This window comes from Actinoplanes sandaracinus (assembly GCF_030009775.1).
Taxonomy (GTDB): Bacteria; Actinomycetota; Actinomycetes; order Mycobacteriales; family Micromonosporaceae; genus Actinoplanes; species Actinoplanes sandaracinus.
In genome coordinates this window covers 17,447-38,209 of sequence record NZ_JASCTH010000035.1, presented here as the reverse complement: position 1 = coordinate 38,209, position 20,763 = coordinate 17,447, and the positions used below count along the sequence as shown (strand labels likewise).

24 protein-coding genes are annotated in these 20,763 nt (G+C 72.4%); 18 read left to right on the top strand and 6 right to left on the bottom strand.

Features of this window, described 5'->3' with window-relative positions; all coding sequences use genetic code 11:
• Nucleotides 1-62: 62 nt before the first annotated feature.
• On the top strand, nt 63-539 hold the full coding sequence (locus tag QLQ12_RS39060) for a WD40 repeat domain-containing protein (RefSeq protein WP_282766004.1): 477 nt from the start codon (nt 63-65) through the stop codon (nt 537-539).
• A gap of 34 nt (nt 540-573) precedes the next feature.
• On the opposite strand, the gene QLQ12_RS39055 is transcribed toward QLQ12_RS39060, so the two are convergent.
• Nucleotides 574-954 carry an STAS domain-containing protein gene (locus tag QLQ12_RS39055; protein ID WP_282766003.1) on the bottom strand — a complete coding sequence of 127 codons (381 nt, stop codon included), beginning with the start codon at nt 952-954 and terminating at the stop codon, nt 574-576.
• 331 nt (nt 955-1,285) lie between these two features.
• Here QLQ12_RS39055 and QLQ12_RS39050 point away from each other — a divergent pair, with 331 nt between their 5' ends.
• On the top strand, nt 1,286-2,002 hold the full coding sequence (locus tag QLQ12_RS39050; protein WP_282766002.1) for a GAF and ANTAR domain-containing protein: 717 nt from the start codon (nt 1,286-1,288) through the stop codon (nt 2,000-2,002).
• Nucleotides 2,003-2,063: 61 nt separating this feature from the next.
• Here the strand turns inward: QLQ12_RS39050 and QLQ12_RS39045 are convergent, their stop codons facing one another.
• Nucleotides 2,064-2,783 (bottom strand): VOC family protein, encoded by a 720-nt coding sequence (locus tag QLQ12_RS39045; protein WP_282766001.1) that lies wholly within the window; start codon nt 2,781-2,783, stop codon nt 2,064-2,066.
• 185 nt (nt 2,784-2,968) lie between these two features.
• Between QLQ12_RS39045 and QLQ12_RS39040 the strand changes: the two genes are divergently transcribed.
• Nucleotides 2,969-3,328, top strand: a complete 360-nt coding sequence (locus QLQ12_RS39040; protein WP_282766000.1) for a VOC family protein — start codon at nt 2,969-2,971, stop codon at nt 3,326-3,328.
• Between the two features lie 69 nt (nt 3,329-3,397).
• Here the strand turns inward: QLQ12_RS39040 and QLQ12_RS39035 are convergent, their stop codons facing one another.
• The gene (locus QLQ12_RS39035; RefSeq protein WP_282765998.1) at nt 3,398-4,417 is read right to left on the bottom strand and encodes a helix-turn-helix transcriptional regulator; all 1,020 of its coding nucleotides are present in this window, start codon (nt 4,415-4,417) and stop codon (nt 3,398-3,400) included.
• Between the two features lie 106 nt (nt 4,418-4,523).
• Here QLQ12_RS39035 and QLQ12_RS39030 point away from each other — a divergent pair, with 106 nt between their 5' ends.
• The gene (locus tag QLQ12_RS39030) at nt 4,524-5,945 is read left to right on the top strand and encodes an amidase (RefSeq protein WP_282765997.1); all 1,422 of its coding nucleotides are present in this window, start codon (nt 4,524-4,526) and stop codon (nt 5,943-5,945) included.
• An 87-nt stretch (nt 5,946-6,032) separates the two neighbouring features.
• Here QLQ12_RS39030 and QLQ12_RS39025 read toward each other — a convergent pair whose 3' ends face one another.
• Nucleotides 6,033-7,517, bottom strand: a complete 1,485-nt coding sequence (locus QLQ12_RS39025) for an MFS transporter (protein ID WP_282766068.1) — start codon at nt 7,515-7,517, stop codon at nt 6,033-6,035.
• A gap of 494 nt (nt 7,518-8,011) precedes the next feature.
• Here QLQ12_RS39025 and QLQ12_RS39020 point away from each other — a divergent pair, with 494 nt between their 5' ends.
• From QLQ12_RS39020 to QLQ12_RS38965, 12 genes are read left to right on the top strand one after another with little or no spacing between them, the layout of a single operon-like run.
• A complete protein-coding gene (locus QLQ12_RS39020) occupies nt 8,012-8,824 on the top strand; it encodes a 2-amino-3,7-dideoxy-D-threo-hept-6-ulosonate synthase (protein ID WP_282765996.1) in 813 nt (270 codons plus the stop codon).
• Nucleotides 8,821-9,930, top strand: a complete 1,110-nt coding sequence (locus tag QLQ12_RS39015; protein ID WP_282765995.1) for a 3-dehydroquinate synthase II — start codon at nt 8,821-8,823, stop codon at nt 9,928-9,930. The genes QLQ12_RS39020 and QLQ12_RS39015 overlap by 4 nt, the downstream gene beginning before the upstream one ends.
• On the top strand, nt 9,930-11,333 hold the full coding sequence (locus QLQ12_RS39010; protein WP_282765994.1) for a class I adenylate-forming enzyme family protein: 1,404 nt from the start codon (nt 9,930-9,932) through the stop codon (nt 11,331-11,333). The genes QLQ12_RS39015 and QLQ12_RS39010 overlap by 1 nt, the downstream gene beginning before the upstream one ends.
• Before the next feature lie 31 nt (nt 11,334-11,364).
• A complete protein-coding gene (locus QLQ12_RS39005) occupies nt 11,365-11,643 on the top strand; it encodes an acyl carrier protein (RefSeq protein ID WP_282765993.1) in 279 nt (92 codons plus the stop codon).
• Nucleotides 11,640-11,906 carry a phosphopantetheine-binding protein gene (locus tag QLQ12_RS39000; RefSeq protein ID WP_282765991.1) on the top strand — a complete coding sequence of 89 codons (267 nt, stop codon included), beginning with the start codon at nt 11,640-11,642 and terminating at the stop codon, nt 11,904-11,906. The genes QLQ12_RS39005 and QLQ12_RS39000 overlap by 4 nt, the downstream gene beginning before the upstream one ends.
• Nucleotides 11,896-13,059 carry a beta-ketoacyl-[acyl-carrier-protein] synthase family protein gene (locus QLQ12_RS38995; RefSeq protein WP_282765990.1) on the top strand — a complete coding sequence of 388 codons (1,164 nt, stop codon included), beginning with the start codon at nt 11,896-11,898 and terminating at the stop codon, nt 13,057-13,059. The genes QLQ12_RS39000 and QLQ12_RS38995 overlap by 11 nt, the downstream gene beginning before the upstream one ends.
• Nucleotides 13,056-13,685: a hypothetical protein gene (locus QLQ12_RS38990; RefSeq protein ID WP_282765989.1), complete on the top strand. Its 630-nt coding sequence runs from the start codon at nt 13,056-13,058 to the stop codon at nt 13,683-13,685. The genes QLQ12_RS38995 and QLQ12_RS38990 overlap by 4 nt, the downstream gene beginning before the upstream one ends.
• Nucleotides 13,682-15,376 (top strand): class I adenylate-forming enzyme family protein, encoded by a 1,695-nt coding sequence (locus QLQ12_RS38985; protein ID WP_282765988.1) that lies wholly within the window; start codon nt 13,682-13,684, stop codon nt 15,374-15,376. Before QLQ12_RS38990 ends, QLQ12_RS38985 begins: the two co-directional genes overlap by 4 nt.
• Nucleotides 15,373-15,873, top strand: coding sequence for a DUF6125 family protein (locus tag QLQ12_RS38980; protein WP_282765987.1), 501 nt, complete (start codon nt 15,373-15,375; stop codon nt 15,871-15,873). The genes QLQ12_RS38985 and QLQ12_RS38980 overlap by 4 nt, the downstream gene beginning before the upstream one ends.
• A 1-nt stretch (nt 15,874) precedes the next feature.
• Complete coding sequence (locus tag QLQ12_RS38975) at nt 15,875-16,780, top strand: NAD-dependent epimerase/dehydratase family protein (protein WP_282765986.1); 906 nt, start codon at nt 15,875-15,877, stop codon at nt 16,778-16,780.
• Nucleotides 16,781-16,793: 13 nt separating this feature from the next.
• On the top strand, nt 16,794-18,320 hold the full coding sequence (locus QLQ12_RS38970; protein ID WP_282765985.1) for an AMP-binding protein: 1,527 nt from the start codon (nt 16,794-16,796) through the stop codon (nt 18,318-18,320).
• Nucleotides 18,321-18,322: 2 nt separating this feature from the next.
• On the top strand, nt 18,323-19,189 hold the full coding sequence (locus tag QLQ12_RS38965) for an NmrA/HSCARG family protein (RefSeq protein WP_282765984.1): 867 nt from the start codon (nt 18,323-18,325) through the stop codon (nt 19,187-19,189).
• A gap of 145 nt (nt 19,190-19,334) precedes the next feature.
• Here QLQ12_RS38965 and QLQ12_RS38960 read toward each other — a convergent pair whose 3' ends face one another.
• Complete coding sequence (locus QLQ12_RS38960; protein WP_282766067.1) at nt 19,335-19,586, bottom strand: tyrosine-type recombinase/integrase; 252 nt, start codon at nt 19,584-19,586, stop codon at nt 19,335-19,337.
• On the opposite strand from QLQ12_RS38960, the gene QLQ12_RS38955 reads away from it, so the two are divergent.
• Both QLQ12_RS38955 and QLQ12_RS38950 read left to right on the top strand, forming a co-directional pair.
• Entirely contained in the window at nt 19,559-19,729 is a 171-nt protein-coding gene (locus tag QLQ12_RS38955; protein ID WP_282765983.1) for a hypothetical protein, read from the top strand. The genes QLQ12_RS38960 and QLQ12_RS38955 overlap by 28 nt on opposite strands.
• Nucleotides 19,729-20,085 (top strand): hypothetical protein, encoded by a 357-nt coding sequence (locus QLQ12_RS38950; protein WP_282765982.1) that lies wholly within the window; start codon nt 19,729-19,731, stop codon nt 20,083-20,085. The genes QLQ12_RS38955 and QLQ12_RS38950 overlap by 1 nt, the downstream gene beginning before the upstream one ends.
• Here QLQ12_RS38950 and QLQ12_RS38945 read toward each other — a convergent pair.
• A complete protein-coding gene (locus QLQ12_RS38945; protein ID WP_282765981.1) occupies nt 20,017-20,673 on the bottom strand; it encodes a 3-keto-5-aminohexanoate cleavage protein in 657 nt (218 codons plus the stop codon). The two genes, QLQ12_RS38950 and QLQ12_RS38945, sit on opposite strands and share 69 nt — an antisense overlap.
• Between the last annotated feature and the right edge of the window lie 90 nt (nt 20,674-20,763).

Here is a 20,763-nt window from a genome sequence, read left to right as displayed (position 1 = left end):
GGGAAAGCGGCGGTCAACAGCGCGGTGGACCGGGTGGGCGCTCCCGGTCGCCGGAGCAACGCGTGGCCGGACAGCACGCTGACGTAGGCGCCGACCGGTCTGCCGCACCCGGCCGCGACCAGGGGCGCCGAGTCCAGCGGCCAGGCCGAGACCAGCAGGGCGTCGACGACCGGCTAGTCGTCATCCGGGGAATCGACGCGGGCGATTATCACCCGGAGGAGGCAGCCGACGTCGAGGCGGTCGACGTGGCTACCCGCACGGTCCTGAAACGGTACCGTCAGAAGGGGGGAGGGACCCGCCACGCCATCGTCTCCCGCTGTGCCGGCGGCGCTGTCCTGCTGGTCGTGGCCGAGGACGAGGACGAGGTCGTCGTGGATCCGTTCGAGGCGAACGATGAGAGATCCGCGTACACCGGGCATCGCGCTGCCGTGAGGTGTCTGGCCGCCGCCGAGGTCGACGGCCGAACGATCGTGGCTTCCGGGGACCGGGGCAACGGCCTGCACTTCTGGGACCTGGAGACCCGTGAGCGTCTCGGCTGACGGTGAGACGAGGCCGGGACCGGGCCTGCCGGGTTCAGCGATCCTGTTGATCTCGGGTGCCGGTGAGGCCGAAGTGGGCGAGCAGCCCGGTGATCTGCAGAGCGCGATAGGCCGTGGGATGGGCATCGGTCAGGGTCAGCTCGCAGTTCACGCGCCGGGCGTCGGCGTGGCACCGCAAGAGGGTCCGGATGCCCGCGGAGTCGAGGAACCGCACCTCCCGGAGGTCGATCTCGATCCGGCGTGGGCGCTGCTGGAGCAGCACCTCGCAGACGACCTGGTGCACTTTGGCGCCGTTGATCGCGTCCAGCTCGCCGGCCGCCGCTATCGCCCGCACGTCGATGTGGGGGCGAGGGCTGTCGATCTCCAGTGACAACCGGTCTTGTCGCGCCGTTTCCAGCAGGTGTTCTGCGGACATGGGAAACTCCTGCACTAGCGGTGCCGGTGGTGATCCCCTCGCTGCTGAAGGCTGACATCGAGCCTAGTCGCCGTGGGAGGCGGCCACCACCGCCGCGCTGAACCTCGCCGGTTTGCACCCTTGCGATACCGGTGCACGATGCGAGGGCGACCTCCGTACCCGATGGGGGATAAGCTGGTGGTCTGTGGCGCGGCGCTCTCGGCGAGCGTCGTCGAGACCGGCGTCAAGAAGCGGCGCGGATCCCAGACTCCGTGCGGGGAGTCCTGCAGCGATCCGCGCATCATCACCCCGGATCCCGGGCGTGTGGTCCGCCTGATGAGGGACGCTACCTATGACGCTCGCTGAACCGATGGACCCGAACGAGGCGTTCGCCGAGCTCGGTCGTGTCCGACTCGCTGATGTCGACATCAACTCGCTGTTGAAGAAGATCGCGCAGCTGGCGAAGCGCACCATTCCCGGCGCCGGCGAGGTCAGCGTCACCCTGGTGAACGGCGGCAGCGCGCGCACCGCCGCCTTCACCGGAGAACTCGCCCAGAAGCTCGACGAGGCACAGTACGAGCGCGGCCACGGGCCCTGCCTCGAAGCCGCCGCCGCCACCGCCAGCCTGTCCGTGCCGGACACCCGTTACGAGGACCGGTGGCCCGACTGGGCGGCGACGGCCCACCGGGCCGGCGCGCACAGCGCCCTGTCGATCGGCCTGCCGGTGCACGAGAAGGTCGCCGGCGCGCTGAACGTCTACGCCACCGGAACGCACGCCTTCGACGACGACGCGATCACCCTCGCCCAGACCTTCGCCGGCTTCGCCGCCGTCGCCCTGGCCAATGCCCACCTGTACGAGACGCAGGCCACGTTGGCCGCGCACATGCAGAAGGCGATGGAGAACCGGGCCGTCATCGAGCAGGCCAAGGGCATCATCATGGGCGCGCGTCACTGCACCGCGGCCGAGGCCTTCGCCATCCTCACCAAGCTGTCACAGGACACCAACCGCAAACTCCGCGACGTCGCCGCCGCCCTGGTCGACAAGGCGGCCGCCAAGCCACCCGAGTGACGGCACGTCGGGTGCCCCGGTGCGGAGCGGACTTCTCCGAAAGAGCCCCTCCGCCCCGAACTCATCGCAGGGCAGCCGCGAGGTCGGCAGCGATCTCGAAGGTCGGTGCCGCCCGTGCGGTCTCGTCCGCGTTCAGCGTGATGCGCTCGACGCGGGCCAGCATTTCCGTTGCGGTTTCCCGGTCTTGGAGCGTCATCGCCAGTTCTGCGCGGTACACCAGAACCTCTACGTGTGTGACGGGGTCATCGTCGGCCTGTGGGCGAGCCAACGCGCTGTCGAGGATGCGGACTGCCTGGCCGGCGTCACCCTTGGAGTCGGCTAGCACGACGGCGTTCGCCAGCGCTTTGGCGAGTCGTCCAGCGGGTGCGGGTACTGGCGTGGGCGTCGTAGCGGGCTTCTGGGAAACGCGGATCCAGTTGCCGCCCGGGTCGATGACGCTGAATCCGCCCAGTCCGTCGGCGTTCTTTCGAGCCCTGGGCCGGGTCATCCGCGGCATTCCGGACATCAGGACTTTGCCGTATGCGGCCCGCATGCCGGCAGCGAAAGCCCGGTGCAGTTCCGCGATGTCCGAGGTGAGCACGATGCAGGAGCCGTAGGACTGCTCGGGGTCGAACCCGGCGATCTCGAAGAACTGCAGGTGTAGGTCTTCACGTTGCAGTGCCACGAAGGGGTTGGGTTTGCGCTGCTTGTACGTGGTGCTGAAGCCGAGAAACCCGTAGAAGGTTTCGATGTCGTCAATCGACGCGCAGGGCAGCAGGGGAATGGTCACTTCGTTGGTCATGGCTCTTTCCTAGGCGTCGCGGACGGTCCGTCGCACATGGAAATAGCCGATCATCGCCTGGCCCCACCCGATCGGCCGATGCGACCGCAGTCGGCGTAGGGCTGATGACTCCGGTTCTCCCACCTCCGATGAGTTTCCGGAGGTCGCCCGGTCTGCCTCTCGAAACCCACTACCCAGGAGTGTTCATGACCTCGATTCAGCCCATCGTCAGCACGCCCGACCTGCCCCGGCTGCGCGCCTTCTACGAGAAGGTGCTCGGCGCGACGCAGACCCTCCGCGTACCCGAGGAAGGCCCCGAGTTCTACGTCGATCTGCGGATCGGCGTGACCACGCTCGGGCTCGTGCAGAAGGAGGACACCCCGATCGGCGCACCGGTGCGGATCATCCTCAGCGCCGACGTCGCGGACGTCGACGCGCTGCTGCCCACGGTCGAGTCGGCCGGTGGCACCGTGCCGGGACAGGCCAACGACATGCCGTGGGGCCAGCGGGTCGCGCACGTCCTCGACCCCGACGGCAACATGGTCAACCTGACCAAGTGGCTCTGACGGCCTCTCGGCCGCCTTGACACGGGGGAGTCGATGACTCGGTGACCGGGCGAGAGCGCCGGCGGCGTCTCAGCCGGTCAGGCCGGCGAGGAGCTCGTCGCGGCCGGCGACACCGGTCTTGCGGTAGATCGACTTGAGGTGGTCGTTGACCGTGTGCGCGGAGAGCCGCAGGCGGGTCGCGATCTGCTTGGTGGGCAGACCCAGTCTGACCTGGTGCAATACCGCGCGCTCGGACGGCGTGATGTCGTACCAGGCGGCGAGCGCGGGCAGGAGCACGTCGGCGGCCGCGGGCTGGATCGTCACGACCACCGTGCCGTCGAGCGGCTGGGCGTGCATGGCGAGCCATCCGCCGCCGGTGGGGATGCGGGTGAGCGCCTCGCCGCCGTTGCGCCGGGCGGCGTAGACGATGTTCCACAGGTTGCTGTGGAGGGCGTCGTCGTCGGCCACCGCAGTCGGCGGTAGCAGCCGGCCGAGCCAGGCGCGGCCGGTGGCCGCGCTCGTCCGGACGGTGTCGTCGGCCTCGACCAGGACGACGCCCGGTGTCGGGTGGCCGCCGAGCGGGCGGGGCCGCCGGCCGGCCACGAACCGTTTCAGCGCCACGGCCAGCGGCGCGGACAACCACTGCGCGTGGCCGGCCTCGGCGGCGGAGAACGGCCGGCAGTCGCTTCCGCGCAGCAGCGTGAGGGCGCCCCAGGCCACGCCGGCATGGACCAGGGCGACGCGCAGCTCGCTGCCGAATCCGTCCTCGGCCATGATGTCGTGCAGCCGTTCGCTGCGTCGCTCCTCGAGGGCGCCGGTGCCCAGCACCCCGACGCGACGTTCGCCACCGATCAGGACGGCCAGGGGGTGCAGGTCCCGGCCGGTGAACTCGTTGATCTCCAGCCGGCGGCCGGCGGCGGCGCGGTAGCCGTTCCCGGAGACGACGAGGCACCCGACCCCGGTGCCGGGGTCCAGCCCGCGCAGTTGGTAGCCGTCGTGCGGCACCAGGCGCCCGACCTGCCGGGACAGTTCGACGCCGAACTCGGCGGGAGTGCGGGCCTGCGCGGCGGCCTCCGACACGTCGCGGGCGACGGACTCGGGCACGGCCATGTCGTCAGTCTGCCATCCCCACATCTGGGGATTCACCCCTGCCGGGCGCCCCAAGAGACTCGGTGCCGGCCCACCCCGGGCTCGACGACCAGAGGAGAACGGTTCCGTGGAACTGCACGAGTACGCCCGGTACGACGCGGTCGGGCTGCGCCGGCTCATGTCCGCCGGCGATGTGACCGCCGGCGAGGTGCAGGACGCCGCCCGGCGGGCGCTGGAGACGGCGAACGCCGACCTGAACGGGCTTGCGCTGCCGCTGTTCTCGCCCGCGCTGGACCACGCCGCCGACGGTCCGTTCGCCGGTGTGCCGTTCCTGCTCAAGGACGGCGGCCCGATGGCGGCCGGAATCCCGTTCACGATGGGCAGCCGCGCCATCCAGCATGCGGCCGCCTGGCACGACAGCGACCTGATGCGGCGGTTCCGGGCGGCCGGCCTGGTCACCCTGGGGCTGACCGCGGTGCCGGAGATGCTGCTCAGCTTCGCCACCGAGTCGGTCCGTCACGGCACGACCCGCAACCCGTGGGCGCCGGACCGGGGCGCCGGCGGGTCCAGCGGCGGCGCGGCCGCCCTGGTCGCGGCGGGGGCCGTGCCCCTGGCGCACGCCAATGACGGCGCCGGCTCCATCCGCGTGCCCGCCTCCTGCTGTGGGCTCGTCGGCCTCAAACCCAGCCGGGGACGCGTCCCGTGCGGCCCGGACATGGGCGAGGCGATGTTCGGGATGGCGTACGAGTTCGCGCTGACCCGCAGCGTCCGCGACGCCGCGCACCTGCTCGACGCGGTGCAGGGTCCGGCCGTCGGCGACAAGTACACCGCGCCACCGCCGCGCCGGGCCTACGCCGAGGAACTCGGCGCCGACCCGGGACGGCTGCGGGTCGCGGTGACCACCCGCGCCTGGTCGGGGGTGCCGGTCGACGCCGAGGTGGCGGCGGCGACCGAGCGGACCGCCCGGCTGCTGGAGCAGATGGGGCATGAGGTGGTGGAGGCCGGCCCGGCGGTCGACTGGGACGCCGCGGTCCTGGCCCTGCGCGCTGAACTGGTGGCCATCGCCGCCACGTTCCTGCTGGGCCCCCGGCCGCCGGACCCGGACCTGCTGGAGGCCGTCTCCCGGCGCGCCCTCGCCGAGTTGCGGGATCTGACCGCGCTGGACCTGCTCGGCCGGCTCGACGCGCAGAACCGGGTGAGCAGGGTGGTCGGCGGGTTCTTCACCGAGTACGACCTGCTGGTCACGCCCACACTCGCGCAGCTGCCGGCGCCGCACGGCACGCTGCGCTACGACGATCCCGGCCACACGGTCACGAGCTGGCTCGACGCGCTGCTCGCCTACGGCCCGTTCACCTCCGTCTTCAACGTCACCGGTCAGCCGGCGGTGAGCCTGCCGCTCGGGCACAGCGTCGAGGGGCTGCCCGTCGGGGTGCAGCTCGTGGCCGGGTACGGGCGTGAGGACCTGCTGTTCCGGGTCGCCGCTCGACTCGAGGAGGCGGTTCCGTGGCGCGACCGTACGCCGCCCGGCTTCGTCGGCCGCGGGCGGTGACCGGCGGCCGGACCCGGTCCACCGCCCCAGCCGGACGCGGGGGAGAGCCCTCCGGCCCTCGAGGGCGGTAGGAACCCCGCGAGGCTGTCACCCGGCGGGCGTACTCCGACGCTCGGCTCGGCTCGGTGGTCGCTCCCGCGCGGACAGCCCGGCCACGGCCGCCGCGAAGCCGGCGGCGGCCAGCAGTGCGGTGACCACCGCCGCCGCCGACATCGCGGTGAGAAAGGCGCGGTCGGCCGCCTCCGACAGCGCCGGCACGCCCACCGACCGGGCGGCCTCCACCGACGTGAGGGCACGCTCGCGCATCTCCTCAGAGACGGACGGCAGCACTGGGGCGAGCTCGCGGCGATAGACGGCCGCGAGCACCGAACCGGCGACCGCCACCCCGAGCGCGCTGCCGAGTTGGCGGGTGGCGCTGCCGACCGCCGAGCCGGCCCCGGTGAGGCGCGTGGGCACGTCGGCCATCATGGCGACGGTCACCGGCGTGCCGAGGATGCCCATGCCGAATCCCTGGACGAAGAGCATCACCACGATCACGGCGAGCGGTGTCCGCTGGTCGAACCACGGATAGGCCGCATAGGTGACGCCGCTCGCCAGCACGCCACCGGCCGTGGTCCACCGGGCGGAGGTGAGCCGGACCGCGGTGGGGGCCGACAGGCTGCCGAGGACGATCCCGGCCGCGGCGGCCACCATGACGCCGCCGGCCGCCGAGGGCGTCAGCCCGCGTGGTCCCTGCAGGTAGAAGGCGGCGAAGAACAGCTGCCCGGACAGCGCCATGAAGGCCAGCAGCAGCACGATGTTGCCGGCCGCGAACCGCCGCCTGGTGAACAGCCGTGGGTCGAAGCTGGGGGCGGTGGACCGCAGTTGGCCAACCAGGAACGCCGCGACCAGCCCGAGCCCGGCCAGGATCGGGACGAGGACCCGGGGGCTGGTCCACGGCGCCTGCCGGCCGAGCTCGATGACGCCGTAGACCACGCCGCCGAATCCGAGGACGGACAGCAGCAGGCCGGGCAGATCGAGCCGCCGCCGCCCGCCGGCGGGCACGGCCGGCACGGCGGCCGCGATGCCCGCCAGGCACCCGGCCACGATCGGGATGTTGACCAGGAAGACCGAGCCCCACCAGAAGTGGCTCAGCAGCGCGCCGCCGGCGGCCGGGCCGATCGCCACGCCGAGGCCGCTGGCCGAGCCCCAGATCGCGATGGCCCGGGTGCGCTGTGCCGGGGCCGTGCACTGCACGATGATCGACAGGGTCGCGGGCATGAGCAGGCCGCTGCCCGCGCCCATGAGCCCGCGGGCGATGATGAGGTGGGCGGGGGTTGCCGCGTACGCCCCGGCGGCGGACGCCGCCGCGAAGACGACGAGCCCGGCCACCAGTGTCGTGCGGGGCCCGAACCGGTCCGCGAGCGCGCCGCCGGCGAACAGTGTGCCGGCGAAGACGAGGCTGTAGGAGCCGGCGATCCATGCGAGGTCGCCGGAGCCGGCGCCGAGCCCCGCGACCGGGTCGGCCATGGTGGCCATCGCCACGTTCAGGATCGAGTTGTCGAGCCAGATCAGCATCTGCGCGGACACCATGACGGCCACGACCGCCCAGGGGCGCGCACAGCGATGCGCATCGGGTGTTTCACCGCATGCGGGAACTGCCACACCCGAGTTATGGGTCATGGCGTCTCCCGGTTCTGTGGGCCCGCGGGAATCCGCGGTAATGGGGCACAGCCTACACACAGGACGGCGTTCTTCAAGGCGTCACCTCCTGACGTAGGTCTATGCAACTGGAAGCAAGCGTTAATTTAGAGCCGCATAATGCCTGCCCGTTACGCCGCTATGGCACGCGAATATCACTATCGTCCTGGATGTATATGCGTCTTACTGAATATTTTTGCGAGTGTAACTTTCCCTTGTCTGGCGAAGCAATCGATGGAATATTGAGCTCCATTGGCCATGGTTGACGTTTCAAGCGTGACTTGAATCGCGACCCGCATTGACGGGAACCTGTACGGCCTGCCCATTTTCTGCCTGGAATTTTCCTGAGAACGGCGCGTTCTCCGGTCGGAAAGGCGTGCGCCATCATGCTCGACAGCGGTAAGGCCTTCAGGCTGCGGCGGTTGTCCTCGGCCCGCGACGGCAGATATCTGTTCGTCCCGCTCGACCACAGCATGTCCGACGGCCCGATCGTGCCGGCCGCGCAGTGGGACGCCCTGATCGGCGCGATCGTCGCCGGCGGGGCCGACGCCATCATCGTCCACAAGGGCCGCGCCCGGACGGTCGCGCCGGAGACGCTGGGCGGCTGCGCCCTCGTCGTGCACCTGAGCGCCAGCACCGCGCGCTCCCCGGACGTGAACACCAAGGTGCTGGTCGCCGGCGTGGAGGAAGCGCTGCGCCTGGGCGCCGACGCGGTCAGCGTGCACGTGAACATCGGCTCGGACACCGAGGCCGAGCAGATCGCCGACCTGGGCGCGGTGGCCCGCTCGTGCGACGACTGGCGGATGCCCCTCATCGCCATGGCCTATCCGCGGGGACCCCGGATCACCGACCCCCGCGACCCGGCGCTCCTCGCGCACGTGGTCAACGTGGCCGCCGATCTCGGCGCCGACATCGTGAAGACGTCGGTGGCCGGGCCGATCGACCGGATGGCCGAGGTGGTGGCGAGCAGCCCCATCCCGGTCCTCGCCGCCGGCGGCCCGCCGGACGGCTCGGACCTCGTCGACTACGGCACGGCGGTGATGGCCACCGGGTGTCACGGCCTCGCCGTCGGCCGCCGGGTCTTCTCCTCTCCGGCGCCCGCCTCGCTCGTCGCGCGGCTCGCCGCCGTCGTGCACGCCGGCACTCCGCGCGCCGGCGCCCGCTCACCCTTCCCGACGATCATGGCAGGTGCCGCATGAGATTCGCGTGGCTCGACGTACGCTCCGTTCCCCGCTCCCAGATGCAGGCGGTCCTCGACGCCGCGATCCACAGCCGGATCGGCGGCGTGGTCGCCGACGACCCGGAGTTGCTGGCCACGCTGCCGCCCACCGTCACCCGGGTGCTGATGACCGGCGTGGCGGCCGACCACGAGGGCGAGGAACCGGCCGAGCGGAAGCCGGACGCCCTGCTGCGCCCGGTCGCGAACACCGACGACCTCGCGCGCCTGGCCGGCGACGACACCGCCGCCGGGTTCGTCGACGTCCGCGACGACCGGACGCTCCGGCTCGCCTGCGCGGCCGCCGGCGTGCTGCCGTACACCGTCATCGATTTCGCCGACCCCACCAAGATCCCGCTGGAGATCGTGCTGGCGGCCGCCGAGCGCGCCTCCGGCCGGCTGATCACCGTGGTGTCCGGCCTCGAAGAGGCCGCCATCGTCTTCGACGTGCTGGAACGCGGTTCGGACGGCGTCCTGTTGGCCCCGGCGGACGCCGACGAGGTGTTCGCGCTGGCCCGGCTGCTGACCGCCGCCACGGCCGAGCTGCGGCTGTCCACCCTGATCGTGGACTCGGTCGAGCACGTCGGCCTCGGCGACCGGGTCTGTGTCGACACCTGCTCGCACTTCGCCGAGGACGAGGGCATCCTGGTCGGCTCGTACTCGTCGGGCTTCGTGCTCTGCTGCAGCGAGACGCACCCGCTGCCGTACATGCCGACCCGGCCGTTCCGGGTCAACGCCGGCGCGCTGCACTCCTACGTGCTCGGGCTCGACAACCGCACCAACTACCTCAGCGAGCTGCGATCCGGCAGCACGCTGCTCGCCGTCGGGGCCGACGGCCGCACCCGGCGGGTCGTGGTCGGCCGGGCCAAACTCGAATCCCGGCCGCTGCTGACCATCACGGCGCACGCCGAGGACGGTCAGCCGGTCAGCCTCACCGTGCAGGACGACTGGCACGTTCGGGTCCTCGGTCCGGGCGGGAAGGTTCTCAACGTCACCGAGCTCCAGGTGGGCGATGAGCTTCTCGGCTACCTGGCCACCGATCAGCGGCACGTCGGCCTGCCGATCGGTGAGTTCTGCAAGGAGAGCTGATGGACAGCGACCTGGAGTTCGTCGAAGGGCTGTTCGACGGCCGGCACGACGACCCGCCCTACCTGGTCCACCGTGACGAGTCGGTGTCCCGGGCCGAGGTGCGCGGCGCCGCCGCGCGCGAGGCCCGGCTCTTCGCCGGCCAGGGCATCGGGCCGGGCAGCACGGTGGGCCTGCAGATCCCGCCGAGCTTCACCCAGATCGAGGTGCTGCTCGGCCTGTGGCGCGCGGGCGCTCAGGTGATGCTCTTCGACCACCGGCTCAAACCGGCCGAGGTGGACCGGCTCTCGGCGACCTGCCTCCCACAGTTCATGGTGCGGGCCGGCTCACCGCGCCAGGCCGCGCTCGGCTTCCAGCCCCGCTACGGCGTGATCACCGAGCCGCGCCCCGGCGGCGCGCCGGCACACACCGCCCACCGGCTCGTGCAGTTCAGCTCCGGCTCCACCGGCGTCCCGAAGGTCATCGGCCGGACCGCGCGGTCGCTGGCGGACGAGATCGAACGCTTCCGCGGGGTGGACGGCATGCCCGGCACGGGCGACCGGGTGCTGCTGCTCAGCTCGACCGCGCACAGCTTCGGCCTGATCGGCGGCCTGCTGCACGCCCTGGCCGCCGGCGTGACCGTGGTGTTCACGCCGCGGATGTCGGCCCGCGGCATCCTGTCCACGGCGCGGGAGCACCGGGTCTCCGCGATCTTCGGCGTTCCCGCACACTTCGACCTGCTCAGCTCCGGGCCGCTCAGCTCCGGGCCGCTCAGCTCCGCGACCGAGGCGCCGGAACTGCCCGGCCTGCGGCTCGCGGTCTCCGGCGGCGAGCTGATGCCGGCCGAGGTGGCGCACCGGTTCGCCGAACGGTTCGGCATCCCGGTCGGCGAGGCGTACGGCACGACCGAGACCGGGATCATCGCCATGGACGTGACCGGGGACCTGCGCCCGTCCGTCGGCCGGGCCGCGCCCGGCATGGTCCTGCGGGTCCGCGACGGCGTGCTGGACGTGGCCGTGGACGCCTCGCCGTACCTCTTCGGCTCCGGCGGCGACGGCTACCGGGACGGCTGGCTGCACACCCACGACCGCGCCGCGGTCGGCGACGACGGCGCCGTCCACCTGTACGGCCGTAGCGACTCGCTGGTCATCGTCGGCGGCCTCAAGGTGGACCTGGCCGAGGTCGAGCAGGTGCTGCGCGCCCACCCGGCGGTCGACCAGGTCGTGCTGGTCCACACCACGGTGATCGAGGCCTACGTCGCCGGGCCCGGCGGCCCGGACCAGGGCGACCTGCTGCGCTGGTGCCGGGAACGGCTGGCCGACTACAAACTGCCGCGGGTGATCCGTGTGCTGGAGTCGCTGCCCCGTACCGCCAACGGAAAGCTCGTCCGCCAGCCGGCACTGCTGCGGGCGGCGGCAGCCGGCTAGGGACCACCCGCACGTCAAAGGGAGAACCACCATGACCATGCCGACCACGCTGGAGCGGGACATCCGCGAATTCGTTCTGACCACGGTCAGCCGGGACATGAACCTGCTGCCCAGCACCGAACACATCACCGACGACAGCGCCGTCGGCGCGGGCGGGCTCGACCTCGACTCGCTCAGCCTGATCGAGCTCACCCTGCACCTCGAGGAGCGGTTCAAGGTGCAGATCCCCGACACCGACATCGAGCCGCTGGGCGCCATGACCCTCGGCGAGCTGGTCGCCGAACTCATCCGCCGGGGTGCCCGGGGATGACGACCGAAGCGGTGTCGTCGATCAGCCCGGACACCGTCCGCGAGCTGCTCGCCGACTCCCGGATCTTCCCGGGCCGGCTCGCCGACCTGACCGACGACGCCGAACTGGCGCTGGACTCACTCGGCCTGCTCTGGCTGCTGCACGAGGTGGAGCAGCGGTACGGCCTGGTGGTGGAGCCGACCGACGAGGAGGTCGCGGGCCTCACCTCGGTACGGCGTATCACCGATTACCTGCGCGCGGCCGGAGGCGGTCATGGGCGCTGATGTGGTGGTCACCGGGTTCGGGGTGCGCACGGCGTTCGGCGCGGGGGCCCCGGCCCTGCGGCACGGCGTGTTCGGCGGCCGGCCGGCGTTCGCCCCCACCAGCCGATTCGACACCGGCCCCTACCGTACGCCGATGGCCGCCGCCGCCCCGGACGGCCCGTCGGGCACCGGCTCGCTGCGGCCGGAACTGGTGGCGTGCGGCGCCGAGGCGCTCGACATGGCCGGACTGCCCGCCGGGGAGGCGGCCGTGCTGGTCGGCGCGGCCGGCGACTACACCACGATCACCCACTTCTGGCGGTCCGGCGACGACGTCGAGGGCGCAACGGCGCCGTACGCGGACGCCGTCCCGGCCGTGCTGGCCGAGGCGGTCGCCGATGGCCTGGGCCTGCGCGGCCCGAGGTTCGCCTTCACCAACGCCTGCGTGGCCTCGTCCGCGGCGATCATTCACGCCTGCCGGCTGATCGCCTCCGGCCGGATCGAGGTGGCCCTGTGCGCGGGCGGATATCTGGTGGAGGAGGAGGTCTTCGCCAAGTTCGACTCCGGCCGGGCGCTGGCCCGCGACGGCGCCGTGCGGCCGTTCTCCGCCGACCGCAGCGGGCTGCTGCTGGGCGACGGCGTGGCCGCGGTCGTGCTGGAGTCCGCCGGCCACGCCCGCTCCCGGGGCGCGCGGCCGCTGTCCACGGTGGCCGGCTGGGGCGCGGCGTCCGACGCGTACCACATCGCGCGGCCGCACCCGGACGGCGCCGGGCTGGCCGCGGCGGCCCGGCAGGCGCTGCGCCGGGCCGGCGATCCGGCCGGCGCGACCATCGACTACGTCAACGCCCACGGCACCGGCACACGGCACAACGACGTCGCGGAGACGCGCGGGTTGCGGTCCGTCTTCGGCGCGCGCGCCGGGTCGGTGCCGGTCAGCTCCACGAAGAGCACCACCGGGCACCTGTTGGAAGCGGCCGGCGTGGTGGAGTTCGTGATCACGATGCTCGCGCTCACCGACGGCGTGCTGCCGCCGACGGCCGGCTACACCCGGCCCGACCCGGAATGCGACCTGGACTGCGTGCCCCACGTGGCGCGCCCCGCCGACGCGCGCCGTGCGCTCACCCTCAACGCCGCCTTCGGCGGCGCCAACACCGCACTCGTCCTGGAGCGGCCATGATGCGCCTACTCGCCGCGGCGGTCGCGGAGCCGTCGGCGCGGCTCGCGCCGCTGCCCGGCTTCGTGGAGTCCCCGTTCAGCCCACTGGTGTTCGAAGCGTGCCGGCGCTGCCTGGACGCCCAACTCGTGGACGGCGCGCGCACGGCCGTCGTGCTCTGCAGCCTGATGGGCGACACCGCCACGGCCGACCTGGCCAGCCGGCGGCTGGTCGGCGGCCGGGTGCACAACCCGCTGCTGTTCATGCAGGCCACCGCGAACTCGGTGCTGGGCTACCTGAGCCGCGAGTTCGGGATCACCGGGCAGCAGCTCAGCCTCTCGACCCTGGACGATCCGCTGGCCGAGACGCTGGCCATGGCGGACGTGCTGCTCGACGAACCCGACCTGGACCGGGTGCTGGTGGTCGGCGTGGAACTGGCCGGCGGCGCCCGGGTCGAGGCGGTCCGCGGCGAGCTGGCCGGCGGCGCGCCATCGCGATCCGGGGCGGTCCAGGGCGACCTCGCCGTGGCCGTGTTGCTCGGCCGCGACGGCGGGCCGGCCGTACCGGTCCCGCAGGCCCGGCCCGGCCCGCCGGGCAGCCTTCGCGGCCTGCTCGACCTGGCCCGGACCACCGTGGGAGGAACCCGATGATCGACAAAGCCGAGCGAGCCCTCATCTGCGCCGACCCGGAGCTCGGCGCCGGGAACGTCATCCACCGGCTGAAGGCGTACGGCCGGCCGCTCGACGAGCCGGTGCTGGAGACCGACGGCACCTGGCAGGCACCGGACGGCGACCGGCCCACGACGCTGACCCTGGGCCGGCTGCACGAGATCGTCGAGACCTACGCCGGCTGGTACACGGCCCGAGGCGTCCGGCCGCGCGACCCAGTGGCGATCCACAGCTCGTCCAGCACCGAGTACGCGGTGAACTTCCTGGCGCTCACCGCGCTCGGGGCGATCCCGTCGTTCGTCAACGGCAACCTGCCACCGGAGATCGCCCGCGAGTACGTGCTGCGGCAGGGCGTCGTCGGCGCGCTGACCGACGAGGAGCACCGGGACGTGTTCGCGGGCCTCGGCTTCCACGGCACGGCCGCCCAGGTGCGCCCGGCCGACCGCGAGTCGTTGCCCTGGGGATATCCGTACCGGCACCACGCCACCGATCCGATCATCATCTCGCACTCCTCCGGCACCACCGGGATGCCGAAGGGGGTGCCGCACACCCACCAGACGCTGATCCACGCCCAGGTGCACCGGCTGCGGATCTCCTCCGGAACCGACATGCGCCGGGTGCTGGTGGCGCTGCCCGGTGCGCACAACGCCGCCGTGGCCGCCCTGCTCTACTGCCTGCTGCTGCGCACCACGATCAAGCTGCTGTCCAGCCGGCGCGGCGTGGACGTGCTCGACGCCATCGAGGACTTCGCGCCGACCACCGTCCTGGGCTTCGCCGGCACGTTCGGCGAGATGGCCGGGCAGGACCTGTCGAGCCGGGATCTGTCGAGCGTCGAGGCGTGGTTCAACACCGGCGACGCCGCGCACGAGGCGCACATCCGTGCGCTGGTGGCGCACGGCAGCCACCAGGAGATCGGCCGCGACCGGCGCCGCCGCCGGGTCGCCGGATCGGTCTTCGTCGACGGGCTCGGCTCCTCCGAGGCCGGCTACTCGATCTTCCACAACCGGCACACCCCGGACACGGCGGCCTTCTCCCGCTGTGTCGGCAAGCCGATCAGCTTCGCCGAGGCGGCCGTGCTCGCCGAGGACGGCACCCCGCTGGCGGCCGGGCAGATCGGCCGGCTCGGCCTGCGCTCGCCCACCCTCACCCCCGGGTACTGGAACGACTCGCTCACCTTCCACCGGCTGCGGCTCGGCGGGTACTGGCTGACCGGGGACCTGGCCTACCGCGATGAGCAGGGCAACTTCTACCACCTCGACCGGGCGCCGGACGCGATCCGGACGGCTGGCGGGATCGTCTTCAGCACCCGTACCGAGGAACTGCTCCTGCGGGAACTGCCGGGCGTCGACGACTGCACGGTTGTCGGCGTCGCGCCGGAGGGGGTCCGGGCCGACTGGGACGGCGACGGCGTGGCCGACGCGTACGCCCTGATCCAGGTCGCCGACGGCGGCGCCGTCGCCGCGATGACCGACGACGCGCTCACCGCGCTGGTGAACGCCACGCTCGGCGCGGCCGGGCAACCGCCGGTGCGGCGGGCGCTGCGGATGGACGCCGACGACGTCGCCAAGGGCGCCACCGGGAAGGTGCTCAAGCGCGTGATGCGAGACCGATTCGCCCGCCTGATCGCCGACGGCGGCCTGGCGGCGCAGGACAGCGAGAGGAGGGCACCGTGACCGACCGGGCCGAGCTCATGGACGTCTACCGGCAGTGGTGGGCCCACGACGGGTACTGGTACCAGGGCGTGGCGAAGCGCTTCGGCCAGGAGGTGGCCAACGAGATCAACGCGGAGGCGCTGCGGCAGGTCGCCCAGCAGGTCGGCCGCGGCGTCACCCGCCGGCGTGGCGAGCTCCCGGACCGCGACGGCATGGCGGAGCTGCGCCGCCGGTACGACGAGTGCGGCGAGCGGATGTTCCCCCGGGAGTTGCGCAGCGCCGGCACCGAGGTGGTCGACGGCGACACCGTCGAGCTGACGGTCCGGCGCAGCTTCGCCCTCGCCATGCTGCGGATGGCCGGCACGCTGGACGGCTACGAATGCCCGTGCACCGACATCCACGCCGGCTGGTCCGAAGGGCTCGGCGTCACGCTCACCGAGAACCGGGCCACCGCCTGCCTGCGCTCCGGCGACTCGGCCTGTCGGCTCGTGATGCGGGTCGAAGAGATGGGCCGCTGAGGTGCGGATTCTCGTGGCCGGCGCCACCGGCGTGCTCGGCCGGCCGCTGCTGGACCGCCTGCGGCACCGCGGCCACCACGTCACCGCCCTGGTCCGCACCGCGTCGACGGCGCCGGCCGGCGACACCGTCGTCGCCGACGGGCTCGACCCGGCCGCGGTGACGGCGGCGGTGCTCGCCGCCCGGCCAGACGTGATCGTGCACCAGATGACCGCGCTGCGCGGCCTGAGCACCGACGCCATGCGCGCGACCGCCCGGCTGCGCACCGAGGGCACCGCGAACCTGATCGCGGCCGCGCACGCCGCCGGGGTGCGCCGCCTCGTGGCGCAGAGCATCGCCTTCGCCGCCGAGCCGCGCGGCGGCCCGGTGGTCGACGAGGACGCGCCGCTGTATCTGGCCGCCCCCGACCCCGGGTGGGCCGGCACGGTCCGGGCGATCGCGGAGTTGGAGCGGCAAGTCCTCGGCAGCCCCGGTCTCGAACCGGTGGTGCTGCGCTACGGGGTCCTCTACGGCGAGCGCACCGCCTACGCCCGGGACGGGCACACCGGCCAGGCCGCGCTCCGAGGCCGGCTGCGGCTCGCCGGGACCGGCTCCGGAATCACCTCGTTCGTGCACGTCGACGACGCCGTGGCCGCCACGGTCGCGGCCGTCGAGGTGCCCGTGACCGGCGTCCTCCACGTGACCGACGACGATCCGGCGCCGGCCGCGCAGTGGCTTCCGGCCCTCTGCGAGCGGCTCGGCGGCCCGCCCCCGCGCACCGTGCCGGGCCCGATGGCGGCCCGGTTGCTCGGCTGGTTCCCCGCCTTCCAGCTCACCGAGATGCGCGGGGCCGCCAACGAGCGGGCCCGCACCGAACTCGGCTGGAAGCCGGCGCGGCCGAGCTGGCGCACCGGCCTGGGTACCGACTGAGGAGGGCCGGCGGATGTGGACACAGGGACTTCATCGCGCGGCGCAGCAATACCCGGACGGCGTCGCGACCGTCTTCGGCGAGCGGCGGCACACCTTCCGCGAGCAGGCGGGCCGGGTCGCCCGCCTGGCCTCGGGGCTGCGCGGCCTCGGCGTCCGCGACGGCACGCTGGTCGGCGTCCTCGCGCTCAACTCGGACCGTTTCGCCGACCTGCTGCTCGCCATCCCGTGGGCGGGTGGCGTGTTCCACCCGGTCAGCGTCCGCTGGGGGATCAACGAGATCGCCTACGCGCTGGACGACTCGGTCACCGGCATCCTGTGCGTCGACGACACCTTCGCGCCGCTGATACCGGCGCTCAGCGGACGGATACGGACCGTCGTCCACCTCGGCGACGGCGACCCGCCGGACGGCATGATCGCCCTGGAGGACCTGATCCGCGACGCCGCGCCGATCGAGGACGCGCGGCGCGGCGGCACCGACCTGGCCGCGCTCATGTACACCGGCGGCACCACCGGTGTGCCCAAGGGCGTGCTGCTCAGCCACGAGACACTGAGTGGCGCCGCGCTGGCCACCGAGGTCGCCGAGCCGACCGGCCGGGCCGGCAGCCGTACGCTGATCGCCTCGCCGATGTCGCACGTCTCCGGAATGCTCGCCGGCCTGCTGCAGACCATGTTCGCCGGCACCCAGGTGATCATCGCGGAGTTCACGCCCGGCGCCGTCCTGGACGCGGTCGAGCGGCACCGGGTGAGCCACCTGTTCCTCGTTCCCTCGATGCTGCGCCAGGTGCTGCACGAGGCGGAGGCCGAACGCGACCTGTCGAGCATCCGCCATCTCATGTACGGCGCCGCGCCGATCACCGAGCAGTTGCTGGGCCGGGTGCGCGCGCAGCTGCCGCACGTCGCCCTCCAGCAGGTGTACGCGTCGACCGAGATGGCGCTCGGCACCGTGCTGAGCTCGGCCGACCACGCCGAGAAGAGCCTGCTGCGGTCGGCGGGCCGGGCAGTGGTCAACCGGGAGATCCGCGTCGAGGGCCCGGACGGCGCGGTGCTCCCGCCCGGCGAGATCGGCGAGGTGGCCGCACGCGGCCCGGTCATGCTCGGCTACCGCGACAGGCCGGAGGAGACGGCGTACGCGCTGCGCGGCGGGTGGCTGCACACCGGCGACGCCGGGTACCTCGACGAGAACGGCTATCTGTTCCTGGTCGACCGGATCAAGGACATGATCGTCACGGGCGGCGACAACGTGTACTCGACCGAGGTGGAGAACGCGCTCGCCGGTCATCCGGCCGTGGCGGCCAGCGCCGTCATCGCGGTGCCCGACGACGACCTCGGCGAGCGGGTGCACGCCGTCGTCGTGCTGCGGCCCGGCGGTGCGACCGACCTGGCCGATCTGCGCAGCCACTGCGCCACGCTGATCGCGCCGTACAAGTGGCCGCGTAGTTGCGAGTTCGTCGAGCGGTTGCCGCTGTCGCCGGCCGGCAAGCCGCTGAAACGCCAGTTGCGGTCGGCGCACTGGCCCGCTGAAGGACGGCAGGTCAACTAGACATGTCCAGACTCATCGCGGTCGCCGGGGCCACCGGCACCCAGGGCGGCGCCACCGCCCGGGCACTGCTGCGCGCCGGGCACCCGGTGCGCGCGCTGACCCGGTCACCGGACTCGGCGGCCGCCGGGGAACTGGCCCGGCTCGGCGCCCGGCTGGCGTACGCCGACTTCACCGACCGCGCCTCCCTCGACGCGGCCCTGGCCGGCTGCGCGGCCCTGTTCGCCGTGACCACCCCGTTCCCCGGCGGCGTCGAGCGCGAGGTGGCCGACGGCGTCGCGCTGCTGGACGCCGCCGCGGCCACCGGCACGATCGAGCACATCACCCTCACCTCGGCCGCCAACGCCGACCGCGACACCGGGATCCCGCACTTCGACAGCAAGCGCCGCGTCGAGCGGCACCTGGCCACCCTCGGCGTGAGCTGGACCGTGATCGCGCCCGCGGTGTTCATGGAGCAGTACACGAGGCCGCCCACCCCGCAGGGCCTGCGCGACGGGATCTTCGCCCGCGCGATGGCGCCCGGCCGGCCCTTCACCCTGATCGCCGCCGAGGACATCGGCGCGTTCGCGGCCCGCACCCTGACCAGCCCGGCCGAGTTCGCGGGCCGCCGCATCGACATCGCCTCCGACGTGCGGACCGGCGAGGAGATCGCGAGCATCCTCGGCGCGGCGTGCGGCCGTGAGGTGGCCTACGAGGAGGTCCCGATCGAGCAGGTCACGGAGCGGGCCCCGGAACTCGCCCCGATGTTCCGCTACTTCGCGACCGTCGGCCTCGAGGTGGACGTGGCGGGGCTGCGCCGCGACCACCCGGAGATCGGCTGGCACGGCCTGGCCGACTGGGCCGCACGGCAGGACTGGAGGCTTCCCGCCTGATGGAAGGTGCCGCTTCGTTGTCAGCGCTTATCTGCCATCTCGATGTCAGCGAGTTCGCCATGGCTGACAGAAGATCGGAAAGGTAGGGGCTCTTCATTGTGCGTCGGCATGAATCCCACCAATCGCGGGCCTCGCAGCTTAGCGGTCAGCCTCTGGCTGAGGATCGGCGTCGCGCGGCGCGGACTTCGTCGTCGGCCACTTTGTCGTCGAGCAGCGGGGGCAGCTGGGTGGTCTCGGTTGAGGCGTGTTCGAGCCGACGTCGCACGGGCTCGATGGAAACCCCGGCGTTGATCAGTTCGGTGGCATGGGCGTGGCGTAGCTGGTGGATGTCGATGTCGACACGGCGGTCAGCTCGCCAGGGCCGGCGTCGTGCCGATCGCCGACCGCCAGCTGGCAGTGCACGCGGATCCGATCCTCGTGTTCTTCGTTCTCATGGTGGCGGCGGATCTGTTGACCGCGCATCTGCTGGTGCAGCATTTCCTGGCCTGTGGTCGGGTGGCAACGCTGGGCCTGTCGTCGGCCTACCTCTCTCCACCCTGATGATGGGGTCCTACGGTGTGGTCTACAGCCATACCCAACAGCTTGGCGCCGACCCGATCTGGACCGAGGTCCGCGGAGCGTGGCTCTTCCTGGCGCTGCTGGCCGGGTTCCCCTTGCTCGCGGCGGCACAGCAGTACGTTGTCGCAGCGCTACCAACCCGGCTGATCGAGCTGGCCGGAATCCGCCGGCGAACCGCCGCCGCGACCGTGGCCGCGGCGGTACTTGCGCTGGTGATCGCGGTGACCGGTGCCATATTCGGCGCCGCGAGTTGGCTACTGTCTGAATATCTACTGAACGATGCCGAGTGCTGCGTGGATGAGGTCGGCGTTGGTCTCGGCGGTCGTTCCGTCTGGTAGTTGGAGCACGTCTTCCAAGCCGATCCGCATGTCCAGATGGAGGGAAGCGGCCATCTGCAGGATGGCCCAGGCTGCGTCGTCTTCGCCGTGGAGGAGGATCGACGATTTCGTGGCTGAGCGGAGTTCTTCCAGAAGTTCAGTTGCCGCATGGATCGCCGCCTGTGGGCTGGTCTCTGTGACCTCGGCCAGGATCCGCAAGACGCGGTGGGACTCGGGCCAGCTGAGGAAGCGCTGTGCAGCTCGCGTCCCCGAGTAGATGCCCGCCTCGATGCCGATGCCCCGGTCCAGCAGGGTACGGGCGACTGTGGCGGCGCCATCTTCATGCCAGTTCACGGAAGCGTGATCGGGAAGCACCGTCCAGGAACGGATCTGCGAAGCGCGCTTTGCGGGGTCTGGTGTGGTCCAGGCCCCCGTGGTGACGCCGACGGGGATGCCCGGGGCAACGGCTCGCACGGCTGTGAGAGCCGCGGCGACGGCGCCAGGGTCCAGGGTGTCCTCACCGTCGCGGTTCTTGGGGTGCAGGTGGATGTCCTGGGCGCCGGCGGCAACGGCTGTGCGGGCTGCCGCCGCGAGTTCCTGTGGGGTCACCGGGAGGTGAGGGCATTCGGCGGGGACTCTGGCGCCGTTCAGACAAACTTGCAGCATGGCCTGATCTTTTCAGGCGGGTCTGACATGCGG

What these genes read in the sequence shown, in the direction of transcription:
- QLQ12_RS39035 (WP_282765998.1), bottom strand. Translation starts at nt 4,417, where the DNA reads ATGGCCGTGCCCGAGTCCGTCGCCCGCGACGTGTCGGAGGCCGCCGCG.
- QLQ12_RS39000 (WP_282765991.1), top strand. Translation starts at nt 11,640, where the DNA reads ATGACGACCGAAGCGGTGTCGTCGATCAGCCCGGACACCGTCCGCGAG.
- QLQ12_RS38995 (WP_282765990.1), top strand. Translation starts at nt 11,896, where the DNA reads ATGGGCGCTGATGTGGTGGTCACCGGGTTCGGGGTGCGCACGGCGTTC.
- QLQ12_RS39055 (WP_282766003.1), bottom strand. Translation starts at nt 954, where the DNA reads ATGTCCGCAGAACACCTGCTGGAAACGGCGCGACAAGACCGGTTGTCA.
- QLQ12_RS39050 (WP_282766002.1), top strand. Translation starts at nt 1,286, where the DNA reads ATGACGCTCGCTGAACCGATGGACCCGAACGAGGCGTTCGCCGAGCTC.
- QLQ12_RS38950 (WP_282765982.1), top strand. Translation starts at nt 19,729, where the DNA reads ATGATGGGGTCCTACGGTGTGGTCTACAGCCATACCCAACAGCTTGGC.
- QLQ12_RS39010 (WP_282765994.1), top strand. Translation starts at nt 9,930, where the DNA reads ATGGACAGCGACCTGGAGTTCGTCGAAGGGCTGTTCGACGGCCGGCAC.
- QLQ12_RS38985 (WP_282765988.1), top strand. Translation starts at nt 13,682, where the DNA reads ATGATCGACAAAGCCGAGCGAGCCCTCATCTGCGCCGACCCGGAGCTC.
- QLQ12_RS39015 (WP_282765995.1), top strand. Translation starts at nt 8,821, where the DNA reads ATGAGATTCGCGTGGCTCGACGTACGCTCCGTTCCCCGCTCCCAGATG.
- QLQ12_RS38965 (WP_282765984.1), top strand. Translation starts at nt 18,323, where the DNA reads ATGTCCAGACTCATCGCGGTCGCCGGGGCCACCGGCACCCAGGGCGGC.
- QLQ12_RS38970 (WP_282765985.1), top strand. Translation starts at nt 16,794, where the DNA reads ATGTGGACACAGGGACTTCATCGCGCGGCGCAGCAATACCCGGACGGC.
- QLQ12_RS39025 (WP_282766068.1), bottom strand. Translation starts at nt 7,517, where the DNA reads ATGGTGTCCGCGCAGATGCTGATCTGGCTCGACAACTCGATCCTGAAC.
- QLQ12_RS39005 (WP_282765993.1), top strand. Translation starts at nt 11,365, where the DNA reads ATGACCATGCCGACCACGCTGGAGCGGGACATCCGCGAATTCGTTCTG.
- QLQ12_RS38990 (WP_282765989.1), top strand. Translation starts at nt 13,056, where the DNA reads ATGATGCGCCTACTCGCCGCGGCGGTCGCGGAGCCGTCGGCGCGGCTC.
- QLQ12_RS39045 (WP_282766001.1), bottom strand. Translation starts at nt 2,783, where the DNA reads ATGACCAACGAAGTGACCATTCCCCTGCTGCCCTGCGCGTCGATTGAC.
- QLQ12_RS39040 (WP_282766000.1), top strand. Translation starts at nt 2,969, where the DNA reads ATGACCTCGATTCAGCCCATCGTCAGCACGCCCGACCTGCCCCGGCTG.
- QLQ12_RS39020 (WP_282765996.1), top strand. Translation starts at nt 8,012, where the DNA reads ATGCTCGACAGCGGTAAGGCCTTCAGGCTGCGGCGGTTGTCCTCGGCC.